This is a genomic window from Amycolatopsis ponsaeliensis (assembly GCF_030182635.1).
Classification (GTDB): Bacteria; Actinomycetota; Actinomycetes; order Mycobacteriales; family Pseudonocardiaceae; genus Amycolatopsis; species Amycolatopsis ponsaeliensis.
The window spans coordinates 59,803-73,930 of the sequence record NZ_JAPZLD010000057.1 but is presented as its reverse complement, the minus strand read 5'-3'; the positions used below and the strand labels follow the sequence as shown (position 1 = coordinate 73,930).

The 14,128-nt window shown below is 72.5% G+C and carries 17 protein-coding genes; 7 read left to right on the top strand and 10 right to left on the bottom strand.

Features of this window, described 5'->3' with window-relative positions; translation table 11 throughout:
- Nucleotides 1-124: 124 nt before the first annotated feature.
- The 3 genes from QQ657_RS48895 to QQ657_RS48885 all read right to left on the bottom strand — a co-directional run bounded on the left by QQ657_RS48895 (nt 125) and on the right by QQ657_RS48885 (nt 2,774).
- Entirely contained in the window at nt 125-1,324 is a 1,200-nt protein-coding gene (locus tag QQ657_RS48895; protein ID WP_284749294.1) for a cysteine desulfurase-like protein, read from the bottom strand.
- Nucleotides 1,325-1,343: 19 nt separating this feature from the next.
- Complete coding sequence (locus QQ657_RS48890; RefSeq protein WP_284749293.1) at nt 1,344-2,477, bottom strand: acyltransferase family protein; 1,134 nt, start codon at nt 2,475-2,477, stop codon at nt 1,344-1,346.
- 69 nt (nt 2,478-2,546) lie between these two features.
- Complete coding sequence (locus QQ657_RS48885) at nt 2,547-2,774, bottom strand: hypothetical protein (protein WP_284749292.1); 228 nt, start codon at nt 2,772-2,774, stop codon at nt 2,547-2,549.
- Nucleotides 2,775-2,873: 99 nt separating this feature from the next.
- On the opposite strand from QQ657_RS48885, the gene QQ657_RS48880 reads away from it, so the two are divergent.
- Complete coding sequence (locus tag QQ657_RS48880; protein WP_284749291.1) at nt 2,874-4,127, top strand: glycosyltransferase 87 family protein; 1,254 nt, start codon at nt 2,874-2,876, stop codon at nt 4,125-4,127.
- Here the strand turns inward: QQ657_RS48880 and QQ657_RS48875 are convergent.
- A complete protein-coding gene (locus tag QQ657_RS48875; RefSeq protein WP_284749290.1) occupies nt 4,078-4,515 on the bottom strand; it encodes a DUF4383 domain-containing protein in 438 nt (145 codons plus the stop codon). The two genes, QQ657_RS48880 and QQ657_RS48875, sit on opposite strands and share 50 nt — an antisense overlap.
- 104 nt (nt 4,516-4,619) lie before the next feature.
- On the opposite strand from QQ657_RS48875, the gene QQ657_RS48870 reads away from it, so the two are divergent.
- Nucleotides 4,620-5,027 carry an SRPBCC family protein gene (locus tag QQ657_RS48870; protein WP_284749289.1) on the top strand — a complete coding sequence of 136 codons (408 nt, stop codon included), beginning with the start codon at nt 4,620-4,622 and terminating at the stop codon, nt 5,025-5,027.
- On the opposite strand, the gene QQ657_RS48865 is transcribed toward QQ657_RS48870, so the two are convergent.
- Nucleotides 5,024-6,220, bottom strand: a complete 1,197-nt coding sequence (locus QQ657_RS48865) for an FAD-dependent oxidoreductase (RefSeq protein WP_284749288.1) — start codon at nt 6,218-6,220, stop codon at nt 5,024-5,026. The genes QQ657_RS48870 and QQ657_RS48865 overlap by 4 nt on opposite strands.
- Nucleotides 6,217-6,669, bottom strand: a complete 453-nt coding sequence (locus QQ657_RS48860) for a nitroreductase/quinone reductase family protein (protein WP_284749287.1) — start codon at nt 6,667-6,669, stop codon at nt 6,217-6,219. Before QQ657_RS48860 ends, QQ657_RS48865 begins: the two co-directional genes overlap by 4 nt.
- 54 nt (nt 6,670-6,723) lie before the next feature.
- Between QQ657_RS48860 and QQ657_RS48855 the strand changes: the two genes are divergently transcribed.
- Nucleotides 6,724-7,167 carry a MarR family winged helix-turn-helix transcriptional regulator gene (locus tag QQ657_RS48855; RefSeq protein ID WP_284749286.1) on the top strand — a complete coding sequence of 148 codons (444 nt, stop codon included), beginning with the start codon at nt 6,724-6,726 and terminating at the stop codon, nt 7,165-7,167.
- Here QQ657_RS48855 and wzt read toward each other — a convergent pair.
- A complete protein-coding gene (wzt, locus tag QQ657_RS48850) occupies nt 7,162-7,902 on the bottom strand; it encodes a galactan export ABC transporter ATP-binding subunit Wzt/RfbE (protein ID WP_284749285.1) in 741 nt (246 codons plus the stop codon). The two genes, QQ657_RS48855 and wzt, sit on opposite strands and share 6 nt — an antisense overlap.
- A gap of 86 nt (nt 7,903-7,988) precedes the next feature.
- Here wzt and QQ657_RS48845 point away from each other — a divergent pair, with 86 nt between their 5' ends.
- The 3 genes from QQ657_RS48845 to QQ657_RS48835 all read left to right on the top strand — a co-directional run bounded on the left by QQ657_RS48845 (nt 7,989) and on the right by QQ657_RS48835 (nt 11,376).
- Nucleotides 7,989-8,618 (top strand): TetR/AcrR family transcriptional regulator, encoded by a 630-nt coding sequence (locus QQ657_RS48845; RefSeq protein ID WP_284749284.1) that lies wholly within the window; start codon nt 7,989-7,991, stop codon nt 8,616-8,618.
- 38 nt (nt 8,619-8,656) lie between these two features.
- Nucleotides 8,657-10,153, top strand: a complete 1,497-nt coding sequence (locus QQ657_RS48840) for a cryptochrome/photolyase family protein (RefSeq protein ID WP_284749283.1) — start codon at nt 8,657-8,659, stop codon at nt 10,151-10,153.
- Between the two features lie 83 nt (nt 10,154-10,236).
- The gene (locus tag QQ657_RS48835) at nt 10,237-11,376 is read left to right on the top strand and encodes a DICT sensory domain-containing protein (protein WP_284749282.1); all 1,140 of its coding nucleotides are present in this window, start codon (nt 10,237-10,239) and stop codon (nt 11,374-11,376) included.
- A gap of 41 nt (nt 11,377-11,417) precedes the next feature.
- On the opposite strand, the gene QQ657_RS48830 is transcribed toward QQ657_RS48835, so the two are convergent.
- The gene (locus tag QQ657_RS48830; protein WP_284749281.1) at nt 11,418-11,732 is read right to left on the bottom strand and encodes a winged helix-turn-helix domain-containing protein; all 315 of its coding nucleotides are present in this window, start codon (nt 11,730-11,732) and stop codon (nt 11,418-11,420) included.
- The gene (locus tag QQ657_RS48825; RefSeq protein ID WP_284749280.1) at nt 11,729-12,547 is read right to left on the bottom strand and encodes a hypothetical protein; all 819 of its coding nucleotides are present in this window, start codon (nt 12,545-12,547) and stop codon (nt 11,729-11,731) included. The genes QQ657_RS48830 and QQ657_RS48825 overlap by 4 nt, the downstream gene beginning before the upstream one ends.
- A 104-nt stretch (nt 12,548-12,651) precedes the next feature.
- Between QQ657_RS48825 and QQ657_RS48820 the strand changes: the two genes are divergently transcribed.
- Complete coding sequence (locus QQ657_RS48820) at nt 12,652-13,062, top strand: RidA family protein (RefSeq protein ID WP_284749279.1); 411 nt, start codon at nt 12,652-12,654, stop codon at nt 13,060-13,062.
- Here QQ657_RS48820 and QQ657_RS48815 read toward each other — a convergent pair.
- Nucleotides 13,059-14,051: a YdcF family protein gene (locus tag QQ657_RS48815; protein ID WP_284749278.1), complete on the bottom strand. Its 993-nt coding sequence runs from the start codon at nt 14,049-14,051 to the stop codon at nt 13,059-13,061. The two genes, QQ657_RS48820 and QQ657_RS48815, sit on opposite strands and share 4 nt — an antisense overlap.
- Between the last annotated feature and the right edge of the window lie 77 nt (nt 14,052-14,128).

The window sequence follows — 14,128 nt, the reverse complement described above, 5'->3', positions numbered from 1 at the left end:
ACGGCCAAACACAGCCGACGTCGACCGGCGACACGCCCACCGATTCTCATCCCACCCGCGAGCGCACGCCAGCGCCCATCGACAGTTCTAACCCTGTTTCTCACTCACGACAGCCGCGGCAGACCTACTCGCGCGGGATCGACTTCACCGCGGCGAGCAGTGCGTCGACGTCGGCCTCCGTCGTGTAGGGCGCGATCCCCGCCCGGACCGCCCCCGTGTCCCCGAGACCCAGGTGCCGCGCACACTCGATCGCGTAGAAACTCCCCGCCGGTGCGTTGACCCCCTGGGCTCCGAGGTGCTCGTACACCGCCTGCGACGCGACGCCCTCGACGGAGAACAGCACCGTCGGTGTCCGGTGGCGCGATGGCCGCCCGTACCGGGTCACCCCCGCAAGCGCGGCCAGCCCCGCGTCGAGCCGGGCGAGCAGCGCGTTTTCGTGCCCCTCCAAGGCGGACAGGGAGGCGACCAGCCGCGAGCGGCGGGAACCCGTACCCGGGACGAGACCGGCGAGGAAGTCGATCGCCGCCGTCGTGCCGGCCAGGAGCTCGTACGGCAGCGTCCCCAGCTCGAACCGCTCCGGGACCGCGTCCGTCGACGGCAGCAGCTTGTCCGGGTGCAGGGTCTCCAGCAACGACGGCGCCGCCACGACCAGGCCGAGGTGCGGGCCGAGGAACTTGTACGGCGAGCACGCGTAGAAGTCGGCCCCCAACGCCGTGACGTCGACCGGTGCGTGCGGCGTCAGGTGGACGCCGTCGACGTACAGCAGTGCGCCCGCGTCGTGCACCGCCGCCGCGATCGCCGGGATGTCCGGGCGGGTGCCCAGGAGGTTCGACGCCGCCGTCACGGCCACCAGCCGGGTCCGCGCGGACAGCAGATCGGTGATGGCCGAGGGGTCCAGTTCGCCGGTCGCCGGGTCGAAGTCCGCCCAGCGCACCGTCGCGCCCGCGGCTTCCGCGGCCTGGACCCACGGCCGGATGTTCGCGTCGTGGTCGAGGCGGGTGACGACGACCTCGTCGCCCGGGCCCCAGCCCTTCGCGAGCGTGCGGGAGAAGTCGTAGGTCACCTGCGTCATGCTGCGGCCGAACACGACCCCGGCCGGGTCGGCGGCGAGCAGGTCGGCGACCGCTTGACGCGCCTCGGTGACCACCGCGCTCGCCCGGCGCTCGGCGGCCGTGACGACGCCGCGGTTGGCGATCCCGGAGCACAGCGTCCCGGCCACCGCCTCGCCGACGACGTCGGGGACCTGCGAGCCACCCGGCCCGTCGAAGTGCGCGGCGGCGAGGGCGGGGAAGTGCTTGCGGATCGACCGCACGTCGTAGCTCATGGCGCCAGCGTGCCAGGCGTCAGGATCTCCGCAGCGGCGTGGCCGCGGTGACCGGCAGCTGGGGCGGCGCCGCCACCGGCCGCCGGACCGGAGCCGGCGGCCTCAGGTGGCGCCGCAGCCGCTGAGTCGGCTTTTCGACGTACTCCCAGGACAACCGGCCGACGACGTAGGAGGCCGGGACGGCCAGCAGGATCAGCAGCCACACCTGCCGGACGCCGGCCAAGATGAGCAGCTGCTGGATCGGGAAGCCCCAGATGTAGGTGCCGTAGCTGCCGTAGACGTGCGGCCCGCCGGCCTCCAGCTTCTTGGGCCAGTGCGTCGCGAGCGTGATCGCGCCGTAGGCGGCGCTGGCCGCCAGCAGGTACCGGCTGGCGGGCGTCTGGCTCAGCGCCAGGTAGACGGCGAACAGGACCATCGCCGCCCACGGCCGGAGCGGGATCTTGTCGCGGTAGGCGTGCAGCAGCATCCCGAGCACGAACGGCACCAGGAACGACACCGTCGACCCGATCGGGACTTCCAGCAGGGAGCCGCCCGCGCCGTGGTACTCGAACGTCGCGTGCAGCACGGTGTCGGCGTAGACCATGCCGCCGAGGAGGACGACCACGACCCAGCGCCCCGCGCCGGCCAGCACCACCAGGCCGGCGACGAGGACCAGGCCGTAGCCGAGCAGCTCCATCGGCAGCGTCCAGATCGCGCCGTTCACCGACCAGGGGTACGGGTTTTCGGTGAACACCCCGGGCAGCAGGTGCTGCAGGTAGAACAGCACGGTCGTGCCGACCAGGTAGCGCCACGTCTGCAGGTTCGTCCAGTAGTCGTGCGCGGACCACGTCGTCACGAGCGGCCCGATGACGAACACGGTCACCAGCAGCACGACGAGCAGCGGGGGCATGATCCGCAGCAGGCGCCGCGCGGAGAACCGCCACCACGACGGGTCGCGCACCCAGCTGTCCTGGATCTGGTAGCCGCTCATCGCGAAGAAAGCCATCAGCGCGATGTAGCCCGGCGACATGTGCCAGGACGCGGGGAAGATCGTCAGCCGCTGCGGGTGCAGCAGCGGCATGCTGTGATCGACGATGACGGTGATCGCGCCGATCATGCGCAGCCACGCGAAACCGATGTTGGGGTTGGCGTGAATTTTTGACGAGATCGGCACGGATCGCGATGTTAGCCCATCCGGCTCGCGCATCTGACCCGAACGGCGGAAATGGGGCTGCGCCTCCGATCAGCGGCCGCGGTTGCGGGTGTGGTCGCGGGCGTGGCGCTCGTTGCCGTGCTTGTAGTTGCCCGTCGCGCGGGCCATGAGCAGCTGCTGGTCGTCGCCGCGGTCGGCCGCGGCCAGGAAGCGCGCGGCGGCGGACCCGCGCAGTGTCCCGGCCGGACGGCCGTGGTGCGTGATCGTCACGGTGCCGCGTTCGTCGAGGCGGTAGGTGAAGCCGGTCGGTGTCCCCATCCGCTCAGGCTGACACGGCGGGCAACCTGTTTTTCGAAGGCCGGGAGTCCGGGGGTTTCCCGGATGGCGCTCCCGCGGGGACGCGACAGAATGCCAAGGATGATCCGAGGGGGACGCGGGGTGCGGGCCAAGCTGGGGAACGCGTACGTGCTGCTGGGCGCCCAGGCGCTCGTGCTGGCGGTGCTGCTCGTGTCGTACAACGACGGCCGGGTGCGGTTTCCCGCGTACCGCGTCGACCTGGACGTCTACCGGCTCGGCTCGGCGGCGCTGCTGCACGGCGACGCGCTGTACGGCGTGCTGCCGCCCACCGGTGACGGCCAGCTCCTGCTGTTCACCTACCCGCCGTTCGCGGCGATCGTGCTGGCGCCGCTCGCGGTGCTGCCGTACTGGGCCGCCTGCCTCGCGGTCACCGTGGGCACCCTCGGCCTGCTCGCGGTCGTGCTGGTCACGGTGCTGCGCGCGCTGGGCGCACGCAGTGACTGGCGCCGGGTCGGGGCGCTGCTGCTGGCCGCCGAGGTGCTCGAGCCGGTCCTGCGCACGGTCTACGCGGGCCAGCTCGACCTGCTCCTGCTCGCCCTCGTCGTCCTGGACGTCCTGGTCGACACCCCGCGGTGGCCGCGCGGCCTGCTGATCGGGATCGCCGCCGCGATCAAGCTGACCCCGGCGATCTTCCTGCTGTACCTCCTGCTCCGCCGGGACACCCGCGCGGCCGTGACCAGCGTCGTCACCTTCCTGGCCGCGACGGCGCTGGGCTTCCTGCTCGCCGGGGCGGACTCGGCGCGGTACTGGACGAGTGCGCTCTGGGACACCGGCCGCGTCGGCGAGCCGACCTATGCCGGCGACCAGTCCCTGCTGGGGCTGCTCGCCCGGGCCGGGGTGCCGGCCGGCGCGCGGACCGCGTGGTGGCTGCCGCTGGTCGCTGTCGTCCTCGTGCTGACGGCGCTCGGCGTGCGACGCGCGTTGGCCGCGGGGGAGCGGACCGTCGCGCTCGGCCTGAACGCGGTCGGCGGGCTGCTCGTCTCGCCCATTTCGTGGACGCACCACTGGGTCTGGGCCGTGGTCGTGCTGCTCGGCTGGGCGGAGCTGGCACGCCGCACCCGGCGGCGCGGGTTCGCCGCCGTGGCCGGGGTGGGCGCTGTGTTGTTCGTCGCCGGCCCGCAGTGGTGGTGGCCGCGCGGCGGCGAAGTGGAGCGCGACTGGACGTTCCTCCAGCAGCTGACCGGCAACGGCTATGTCCTTTTCGGACTCGCGGCGCTGGTCACGGCGGTGCTGGTGCGGTTCCCGCGCGACTTCCCGCAGGACCTCAGCGGCGCCGTTCCGGCCGGCGCCACAGCCAGCCCGCCCCGAGGATGAGCATCGCCGTGCCGAGGGCGAGGGCGAGGCAGATCCCGGCGGTGTTCAGCGGCAGTACGTCGGTGACCGCCCGCGGCAGTGGCAGCAGCCCGGCGAGGCCGACCACGGCGTAGCACGCACCGGCGATGATCAGGAACCGGGCGGCCGCGCGAGAGGACCGCGTGCAGAACACCGCGGCGGCGCCGGTCAGGAGGTGCACCAGCGTCCACGCTCCCGACACCGCGAAGACCCCGAACAGGGTCCGCGAGGGCGCTTCGCCGACCGAGACGCCCGGCATCAGCTCGAGCGCGCCCAGCACCAGGAACAGCAGGCCGATCAGCATGCCCATGCCCTGCACGGGATCGGGGCCCCGCTTCGGCACCTGGGTCTCGGGGTCGGTGGTCGTCATGCTTCCCGGATGCCCAGCGGGGACCCGTTTAAAGCACCTTTACCGGGGTTGTTCCCGCGGAGATAGGGGTAACCGGGGCGCGACCCGACCGCGAGGAGCTGACGATGACCGAGTACCGCCACACCGCGACCGCCGACGTCCCCGCCGACGAACTGTTCGCCTTCCTGAGCCACCCGGAGAACCTGCCGCGGTACTTCCCGGACATGAAGGTCGCCGAGCCGACGGGCGGCGACAGCGTGCACGTCGAGGCCGAGGTGCACGGCAACCGGGTCGCGAGCGAAGCGTGGCTGCACACCGACGCGGCGAACCGTTCGCTGTCCTGGGGCGCCGAAGGCCCCGACGACTACCACGGTGAACTGCGGGTCGCCGAGGACGGCCCGGCGTCGTCGGAGATCACCGTGACGTTGCACAGCGTCCGCGAGGCCGGCGGTGGCGAGGTGCAGCAGGGCCTCGAACGCACGGTGGCCGCGATGGCCGACGCGGCGTCCGCGGACAGCGGCCGGCGGTCTTAAGACGCCAACAGGGACTCGTCGAGCTGAGGCGGGAAGGGCCCGTAGGCGTTGCTCCGCGCACCGCGGGTGCGCAGCGCGGGCACCGCGAACAGGAGCTTGAGCAACGCCGGGGGCGCAGTGCCGCGGCCGCGTGCCCGCGCGGCCGCGGCACGCTTCTCGACCCGCACCTGGTCGGCCTGGACCCGTTCGATGGCGCGGATGCGGTCGGCCTGGACGCCGGCGAGGACGTCCGGGCCGGCGTCACCGCGGCGCAGGGCCGGGATCAGGCGGTTCGCCGCCGCGACGGCGTCCTGGATCGCCATGAGGATCCCGTTGCCGCCGACGGGGGAGATGACGTGGGCCGCGTCGCCGAGCAGCAGCAGGCCCGGGCGGTGCCAGCGCTCGACGCGGGAGATGTCCACTGACAGCAGTGTGGTCTGCGAGAAGTCCGTGAGCAGGTGCGCGCGGTCGGCGAGCCACGGCACGCGCTCGCGGAGGAACGCCCGGATCGGCTCGACGCCCCGTTCGCGCAGCGCCGGGTACGAGCCCTTCTCGATGCTGTAGCCCACCTGCCAGTCCTGAACGCCGCCGAGGACGCCGACGTAGGCATCGCGCCCGAAGTAGAGGTCGAGGTCGGCGTCCGGCGGGTCGCCGGGGGAGCGCGGCAGCCGGAACCACAGCAGGTCGGTGGTGGCGCCGAGCGGTTTCGCGTCGAGACCCGCGAGCCGCCGCACGGTGGAGAAGCGGCCGTCGGCGCCGACGACCAGCGACGTGGTGAGCTCGCCACCGCGGTACCGGACGCCGGTCACCTTCCCGTCCTCTTCGAGGAGGCCGGTGACCTTGGCGTTCGTCCGCAGGGTGAACGTCGGGAGCGCGCCCGCCCGCTCAGCGAGGAAGTCGAGGAACCGCACCTGCGGCATCAGCGCGACGTAGCCGAACTGCGTGTCGAGGCGGTCGTAGTCGGCGCAGCTGTAGACGCCGGAGGGCGTGTGGAAGCGGAACGACCGCGCCTTGAAGTGGTCGAGCCGCAGGAGGTCGGCCGCCAGGCCGAGCCGGTCGAGGAGCTCGAGGGTGTAGGGGTGCAGCGAATCGCCGCGGAAGTCGCGGTCGAAGTCGGAGCGCGCTTCGAACACCGTGACGTCGATCCCGGCGCGGGCGAGCAGGTAGCCGAGTAGCAGCCCGCCGGGGCCGCCGCCCGCGACGGCGACGCTCACGCCGTGTCCACTGTGTCCACTGTGGTCAGCCGGAAGACCGCCATCCCGGTCAGGTGCTCGAGGATCTGGCGCGGGGTGGCGTCCTGGGGGACCGGGAAGGCCTTGATCGCCCACGGCACCGACATCGCGGCCAGGTACGTCGCGACGACTTGGGCGGCTTCGTAGCCGTCGATGGTCTCCGCGCGGCAGTCCTGCCGTTCGCCGGCCGCGAGCAGCGCGCACTCGGGCGCGTCCAGGAGGTTGGCGACCCAGTCGCGGTCGCGCACGGGGGAGACGAGGTAGCGCTCGCCGTCCCGCGCGACGACGGCCAGCGGCACGAGCCGCGGCTCACCGGTGCTGCGGCCGCGCGTCTCGACGACACGCAGCGCGTACCCGCCTTCGGGGGGCGGCTCGCCGGGGGCACCGATCAGCTTGGCGGTCATTTCGGCGTTCATCGCTCGCGCATCCACCCGCGACACCGTAGCAAAACTAGCTAGATTGTCTAGCTAGCTTAGAATGTCCCGGTGGAAGACAGCGTCGCGTTCCGGGTGAACCTCGCCCTGCGGGACCTGCTGGCGCTCGCCCACGACGTCCAGTTGGCCCTGGCCCGCCGCCTGGGCCTGGGCGCGACCGACGTGCAGGCCCTGCAGCACCTGGCGGCGGGCAGGCCGATGGGCACGGTCGACCTGGCGCACGCGCTCAAGATCCGGTCGGCGTCGGCGACGGTCCTGGTCGACCGCCTGGAGGCGGCCGGTCACGTCCGCCGCGACCGCCACCCCAGCGACGGCAGGCGCGTCACGCTGGTCATCGCCGATGCGGCCCGCACCGAGGTCCGGGCGGCACTGGCCCCGCTGGTCGACGCGCTGACCCGGCTGACGGACGAACTGGAGCCGGGGCAGGCCGAAGCGGTGGCGAAGTTCCTCGGCGACACGACGGAAGTGCTGAGGACGTACGCGGCCGAGTCATGACCTCGCGTGGTAGGCCGCGAGGACGTCGTCCAGTGGGCCGTGTCGGCGGATCCGGCCCTCGTCCATCCAGAGGGCGGTGGTGCACAGCTCCCGCAGCAGTTCGTCGGAGTGCGAGGCGAACACCAGCGCCCCGGCGCGGCGGGCGAGGTCGACCAGCCGCTCACGGGCTTTCGCGAGGAACGCCGCGTCGACGGCGCCGAGGCCTTCGTCGAGGATGAGGATTTCGGGATCGATCGTGGTCACGACGCCGAGCGAGAGCCGGACCCGCATGCCGGCCGAGTAGGTGCGCAGCGGCAGGCTCAGGTAGTCGCCGAGCTCGGTGAACTCCGCGATGTCGTCGACCCGCTTCGTCATCTGCTTGCGGCTCATGCCGAGGAACAGGCCCTGGATCATGATGTTCTCGTGACCCGAAACCTCGGGGTCCAGGCCGACGCCGAGGTCGAACACGGGCGCGATCCGGCCGGCGACCCGGGCGGTGCCCCGGGTCGGCTCGTAGATGCCGGACAGCAGTCGCAGCAGGGTCGACTTGCCGGCGCCGTTGTGCCCGACCAGCCCGACGCGGTCGCCGTCGCCCATCGAGAGGGTGATGTCGTGCAGCGCTTCGATGACCGGGACCTTCGCCGCGGCGGCGATCGGGCCGCCGACCTTGCCGAGCACCTGTTTCTTGAGCGACCGGGTCTTGGCGTCGAAGACCGGGAAGTCGACGTACGCGCGCCGGACCTCGATGCTCACCATGTTCGCCCCTCTCGTCGCCTGAATGCGAATGCAAGTTATCATTCGCATCTGGCGATGGTCCGGGGGCAGGAGGTAGCGTGCGGCCGGTGAGCGAGCAGTCCGTCGAGCCGGGATTCCGCCCGCCGCAGCAAGCGCGCAGCCGGGAGTCGCTGCAGAAGGTGCTGGCCGCCGCCGAGCACGTGCTGGCCGGGCAGGGCCACGAAGAGTTCACCCTCGCCGCGGTCGCCGAGCGGGCCGGGATGTCGGTGGGGACGATCTACCGCCGGTTCTCGGGGAAGGACCAGCTGCTCTACGCCGTGAAGGACCAGCTGCTCGGCCGCCTCGAGACCGGCGTCGGCGAGGCGCTCCAGGCGTCAGGGCCGGGGCTGGGTGAGGTCGTCGGCGCGTTCGTCCGTGCGCTGGCCGGGACTTTCTCGAGCCACGACCGGATCTTCTCGGAACTGCTCGACGGCCAGCGCGCCGACGGGCGCGATCGCGGCCTCCAGGCGCTGGCCGCGATCCAGCAGGCGCTCGTCGAGGCCGTTCACCCGTACCTGGACGAGGTTCGCCGTCCGGACGCCGCGCTCGCCGTCCGCACGACCGCTCGCACCATCATCGGCTCCGGGGTGCACCGCGCCGCCACCGGCCGGTTCTGGCCCGACGGCCTGACGTGGACCGAGTGGGCCACCGAAACGACCGCGATGGCGCTCGCCCACCTCACCTCGCCGGGCGGCTGACCGAGCGGAGCCGCCGGAACCGGGTTAGCTTTCGGGGCATGCGAAACGAGCCCGCGCTCTGGCTGTTCGCCGACCAGCTCGGGCCGCACTTCCACAGCACGCCCGAACACCGCGGCCGCGACGTGCTGCTGATCCGCTCGGCCGCGGCCTTCGCCGGGAAGCCGTTCCACCGGCAGAAACTGCACCTCGTCCAGGCCGCGCTGTACCGGCTCGCCGCCGATCTCGGCGACCGCGTCACCCTGCTCGACGCCCCGGACTACCGCACCGGCCTGCGGCGGTTCGGGCGGCCCGTCGTCGTGCACGAGCCGACGTCACACGCCGCCGACGCCTTCGTCCGGCGGCTGCGCGACGAAGGCGTCGTCACGGAAATCCTGCCGACGCCCGGCTTCGTGCTGTCCAAAGAGGACTTCGCCGCGTGGGCCGAGGGACGCACGCGGTTCGTCATGGAGGACTTCTACCGCGACCAGCGCCGCAAGTTCGGCGTGCTCCTGGAGCCCGGCGGCGAACCGGCCGGCGGGCACTGGAACTACGACCAGGAGAACCGGCAGCCGCCGCCGAAGACCACCCGGCTCGACGTGCCCGCGCCCTGGCACCCGCGGGAAAACGAGATCGACGACCGCGTCCGGGCCGAGCTCGACGAAGCCGAGCGCGCGGGGAAGATCCACCCGGTGGGCGTCGACGGCCCGCGGCGCTTCGCCGTCGGGCACGACGAAGCGAACCGTGCTCTGCGCCGGTTCCTCGAGCACCGCCTGCCCGTCTTCGGCCCCCACCAGGACGCGATGCTCACGCACGACTGGGCGATGGCGCACGCGCTGCTCTCCGTGCCGCTCAACCTCGGCCTGCTCGACCCCCGCGACGTCGTGCGGCGGGCCGAAGAGCGCTACCGGACCGGCGACGCGCCGCTGAGCAGCGTCGAAGGCTTCGTCCGGCAGATCCTCGGCTGGCGCGAGTGGGTGTGGCACCTGTACTGGCACCAGGGGCCGGAGTACTTGCGGCGCAACGCGTTGCAGGCGCGCCGCGAGCTGCCGGGCTGGTGGCGTTCGCTGGACGCGGACGCCGTCGAAGCGGCCTGCCTGCGCACCGCGCTCGCCGGCGTGCGCGACCGCGGCTACGCCCACCACATCGAACGCCTGATGGTGCTCGGCAACCACGCGCTGCAGCGCGGGTACGACCCGGCCGAGCTGAACCGCTGGTTCGCCACCGCGTTCGTCGACGGCTTCGGGTGGGTCATGCCGGCGAACGTGATCGGCATGAGCCAGTACGCCGACGGCGGCCTCGTCGGGACGAAGCCGTATGCGGCCGGCGGCGCCTACATCAGCCGGATGAGTGACCATTGCCCCGGTTGTGTCTTCGACCCGAAGAAGCGGACCGGGCCGGACGCGTGCCCGTTCACCGCCGGGTACTGGGCGTTCCTCGACCGCAACGCGAGTAGGCTGCGGGGAAACCACCGGATGCGGCAGCCGTTGCAGGGCTTGGAAAGACTCGCGGATCGTGACGAGGTCGTCGCCCGGGAGGCTGACCGTCACCACTTCTGATTTCACACCATTGTGTAGCTAGTCCGGCGGGCTTTGGTCTTTTACGGTGATTGCCTCCCTTTCCCCGGCGAAGGCGATCCTCCGTGCCCGACGCAGATCAGCGCGCTGGCGTGCTGTCCAAACGCGCTCTGGTGACCGCGTCCCACGCGGTCGAGCGCGCCGCGCTCGCCGACGGGACGGGCGCCGACACCGTGGTGTTCGCGCTGTTCCAGCGGTTGCCGTACTTCGAACGAGAACGCGACGTGTACGCGCGGATCGCGCGGAAGGCGGCGGTCACGGTCGTCGGCATGGTCGACTCCGGCCGGCCCGACCTCCCGCACGGCGTCACGCCGGTGCTGCTGCGCCCCGACGAGCCGATGGCGCGGGAGTGGTCGGTCGCGGTGCTGTCGCCGACGTTCGGGGCCTCGGTCGTCGCGCAGGACCTGGACGAGATCGACCCGCAGGCGTCGTCGGTCGAGCGGGCGCGGCTGTTCCGCGGCCGCTGGGGGCTGCGCCGCGACGAGGCGTACGCGGAGGTCGTCCGGCTCCGCGACGCGATGGGCGACCGGCTGCCCCCGGCGGTGCGGCACCAGGTCGGCGAGGTCCTGGCGTCGGTGGAGACCCCGGCGGAGGTCGACATCGAAAGCCGCGCGGAGGCGGCACTGCGGCACGTGGCGGCCCGGCTCGACGAGGCGCGGGCGTCGGCACCGGCGGTCCCGGGCCCGGCCGTCGACCCGGACACCGGGCTCGAAACCCTGGCGGGCCTCACGCGGTGGCTCGGCGACGCGACCGACACGGTGCCGCTCGGCCTGGTGCTGGTCGCGGTCGACGACCTCACCGCCGTCGGCCGGCGGCACGGCACCCGCGTCCGCATGCACACGGAGCAGAACATCGCGGACCTGCTCCGCGGGGGATTGCGCCCGCTCGACCGCGCGGTCCGGCTCGGATCGGGGGAGTTCCTGGTGATCCAGCCGGCGGTGCCGGCGGCGGAGCTGACGTCCCGCAGCCAGCACCTGGAGCGCCGTTTGTCGGCACTGCACGCGACTTACCCGTTCGTGGACCTGCACCCCCGAACGACGACCATGCTGACCCGCCGGCGCCCGTTGCCGCTGCAGAAGCTCCGCGCCCAGCTTCGCGAGGTCCCGGCGGTGACGCTGTGGCCGCCGAGCCAGGGCTCGCTGCCGATCCCGCCGGAGCAGCACGGCATGGCCATGCGCTCGGGGGCCGGCGCCTGGTTCCGCTGACCACGGGGTGCGTATAACGCCCTATACTTCCGGGCGACGGCTCAAGGCGCTGCGCGCTCGATCGCCGAGACCAGGGCCCGCAACGCGGCGACTTCCGCGGACAGGGCCCGCCGGCCGGCCGGGTTGATCGTGATCCACGTGCGGGGCCGCTTGCCCTCGTAGCCCTTCTCGACGTCGATCAGCCCGGCCTCTTCGAGGATCGTGACGTGCCGTGAGAGGTTCCCGGCCGTCATGTCAAGGGTCCGGCGCAGGTAGCCGAAGTCGACCTTCCCGGCTTCGGCGGTGATGGTGAGGATGCCGAGCCGGTGCCGCTGGTGCACGGTCTCGTCGAGGCCCGCCGCGGGGTGCTCGCTCATGCGCGCGCCCGCCGCTCGTGCCACGCCGCGAACGCCCCGCCGGTGAGCAGCACGAGCCCGGGCAGCAGCGTGTTCGTGAACGCCATCGTGGCTTCGCCCTCGTACCGCGCGAAGACGCCGAGGTGGAAGAACACGTTCTGCACGTTGTAGGTGTTCGCCAGCAGCGCCGCGGCCGCGAAGAGCCCGCTGATCACGCCGAGCACCCGGCTGCGTTCCAGCCACGCCAGCCCGATCAGGCCGAGCGCGATCGTGACGAGCGGCGCGTAGGGCCGCACCGGCGCGAACCGGAGGTCGAGCATCGCGAGGGCGACGAGACCGAAGACCATCGCGGCCGCCGTCGCGATGCCCGGGTGGCGGAGCTTCGGCCGCAGCCACAGCACGCCGCCGAGCGCGAGCAGGGCGGCGGCCGCCACCGGGACCGTGAACGACGGCTGGGCGAACGGCGACCGCTCGACCCGGTAGGCGAAGGACTCGACCACCGGGAACCCGAACGAGATCGCGAGGACACCCACGAGGCCGATCGCGAGGTAGCCGCGGATCGGCGTCCGCACGCCGCTGCGCGTGCCGCGGTGGAGGTACCACGCGGCCGTGGCCAGGAACCCGCCGACGACTGCGACGAGCCAGTAGAGCTGCAGTGGCGTGCCGAACCCGACGGGCCCGACCTCGAAGCGGTGCGGCCCGCCTTCCGCCCACAGCGGAGCCAGCAGCACGAGCACCCCGAACAGGAACAACGGCGGTACGTACGCGTGGCGGTCGGCCCGCGTCCGGGCCCGCAGGCGGGAGATCTCGTCGAGCAGCTCGGCGGGTTCGGTCATCGTCTCCCCAGATCGTAACTAGTTTATTTGGCAAACCGGATCTGCGGGCGAACCTACCGCGAACCGGGACCGGTGCGGAACCCGGGTCTGCGATCATGAACGGCGTGAAGCCACGACGCTGGAACCCGGAGACCGTCGCACCGCCGCTCGGGCGGTACAGCCACCTGGCCGAGGTGCCCGCCGGGCACCGGCTCGTCTTCCTCGCCGGCCAGCTCGGGGTCGGTCCCGACGGCACCCTCGCCGGGGCCGATGCCGAAACGCAGGCACGGCAGATCTTCGCCAACCTCGAAGCGCTTCTCGACGCCGAAGGTGCGGGGCCGGAGCACCTCGTCAAGCTGCTGACGCTGGTCACGGGCACCGAGCACCTCGCCGGGTACCGCGCCGCGCAGGCCGAGGTGTTCGCGAAGTGGTTCCCCGACGGCGACTTCCCGGCGTCGACGCTCGCCGTCGTGGCGGCGCTGGCCGGTCCGGACTACGCCGTCGAGGTCGAGGCGATCGCCGCCGTGCCCGCCTAGGCGAAGATCGCCAGCCCCAGCCCGCCGCCGATGATCACCGCGCAGGCCGCGATCGTCGTGCGCCGGTAGTGGAGGATCAGCGCCGCGAATTCGCGCAGCAGCGCGCTCGGCAGGAAGTACCGGGCGGTCGGCGCGCCCGCCGCGTCGAACGGCAGGCCCAGGCGGCGGCACTCCACCGCCGTGCGGAAGACGTGGTAGTTGCTGGTCACCGCCAGCACCCGCTGCGGCCGCGCGCCGCCGAGCAGGTCCGCGGAGAACTCGAGGTTCTCTTCGGTCGTCGTCGCGCGGTCCTCACGGCGGATCCGGTCCTCCGGGATTCCCTGCGCGCGCAGGTAGTCGTCCATCGCCTCGGCTTCGGAGATCGTCTCGCCGGGCCCCCGCCCGCCCGACACCACGAGCAACGGGGGAGCCGTTTCCCGTTCGTACAGCCGGATCGCGCGGTCGAGCCGGGCGGCCAGCAGCGGCGTCACGCGGTCGCCGGCCAGGCCGCAGCCGAGGACGATGATCGCGTCGAAGCCGGTGCGCCGCCGCAGCCTGCCGTACAGGATCGAATACCCGAGCAGGGACGCGAACAGGAAACCGAAGTAGCAGGCGAGTACCGCCGCCGTGGCCACCACTGCCGATCCCCACCGGCCGAGCGGCGCGAAGAACAGCCCTTCCAGCACCAGGATGCCGACGCCGAGCAGGAACGACAGGAGGTTCTGGAGACTCCGCCCTTCGCGTCGCACCATCCCGACGCCGTTGACGATCAGCGCGCCCGGCAGCACCACCGCGACGATCACCGCGACGACCGCAACCACTCCGACCAGGATCGGCGTCAGCCACTCGAGATGCAGGGCCGCGCGCAGCAGCCACAACCCGCTCAGCAGCAACGCCACCCCGAGCCAGACGGCGTTGCCGAGCCGGCGCGGTTCGCGGGCCAGGCGGACCGCGAACACCAGCAGGGCCGCGGCGGCGCCGGCGGGCAGCACGACGTCGGTGACGCTCACTCGGCCTCCCCACCTCCCCGAAGAGGCCAAGGTAGAGCACGCGGACCCGGTGCACGCGCACCGGGTCCGCGTCCACT

What these genes read in the sequence shown, in the direction of transcription:
- QQ657_RS48895 (WP_284749294.1), bottom strand. Translation starts at nt 1,324, where the DNA reads ATGAGCTACGACGTGCGGTCGATCCGCAAGCACTTCCCCGCCCTCGCC.
- QQ657_RS48885 (WP_284749292.1), bottom strand. Translation starts at nt 2,774, where the DNA reads ATGGGGACACCGACCGGCTTCACCTACCGCCTCGACGAACGCGGCACC.
- QQ657_RS48880 (WP_284749291.1), top strand. Translation starts at nt 2,874, where the DNA reads ATGATCCGAGGGGGACGCGGGGTGCGGGCCAAGCTGGGGAACGCGTAC.
- QQ657_RS48875 (WP_284749290.1), bottom strand. Translation starts at nt 4,515, where the DNA reads ATGACGACCACCGACCCCGAGACCCAGGTGCCGAAGCGGGGCCCCGAT.
- QQ657_RS48870 (WP_284749289.1), top strand. Translation starts at nt 4,620, where the DNA reads ATGACCGAGTACCGCCACACCGCGACCGCCGACGTCCCCGCCGACGAA.
- wzt (WP_284749285.1), bottom strand. Translation starts at nt 7,902, where the DNA reads ATGGTGAGCATCGAGGTCCGGCGCGCGTACGTCGACTTCCCGGTCTTC.
- QQ657_RS48840 (WP_284749283.1), top strand. Translation starts at nt 8,657, where the DNA reads ATGCGAAACGAGCCCGCGCTCTGGCTGTTCGCCGACCAGCTCGGGCCG.
- QQ657_RS48830 (WP_284749281.1), bottom strand. Translation starts at nt 11,732, where the DNA reads ATGAGCGAGCACCCCGCGGCGGGCCTCGACGAGACCGTGCACCAGCGG.
- QQ657_RS48825 (WP_284749280.1), bottom strand. Translation starts at nt 12,547, where the DNA reads ATGACCGAACCCGCCGAGCTGCTCGACGAGATCTCCCGCCTGCGGGCC.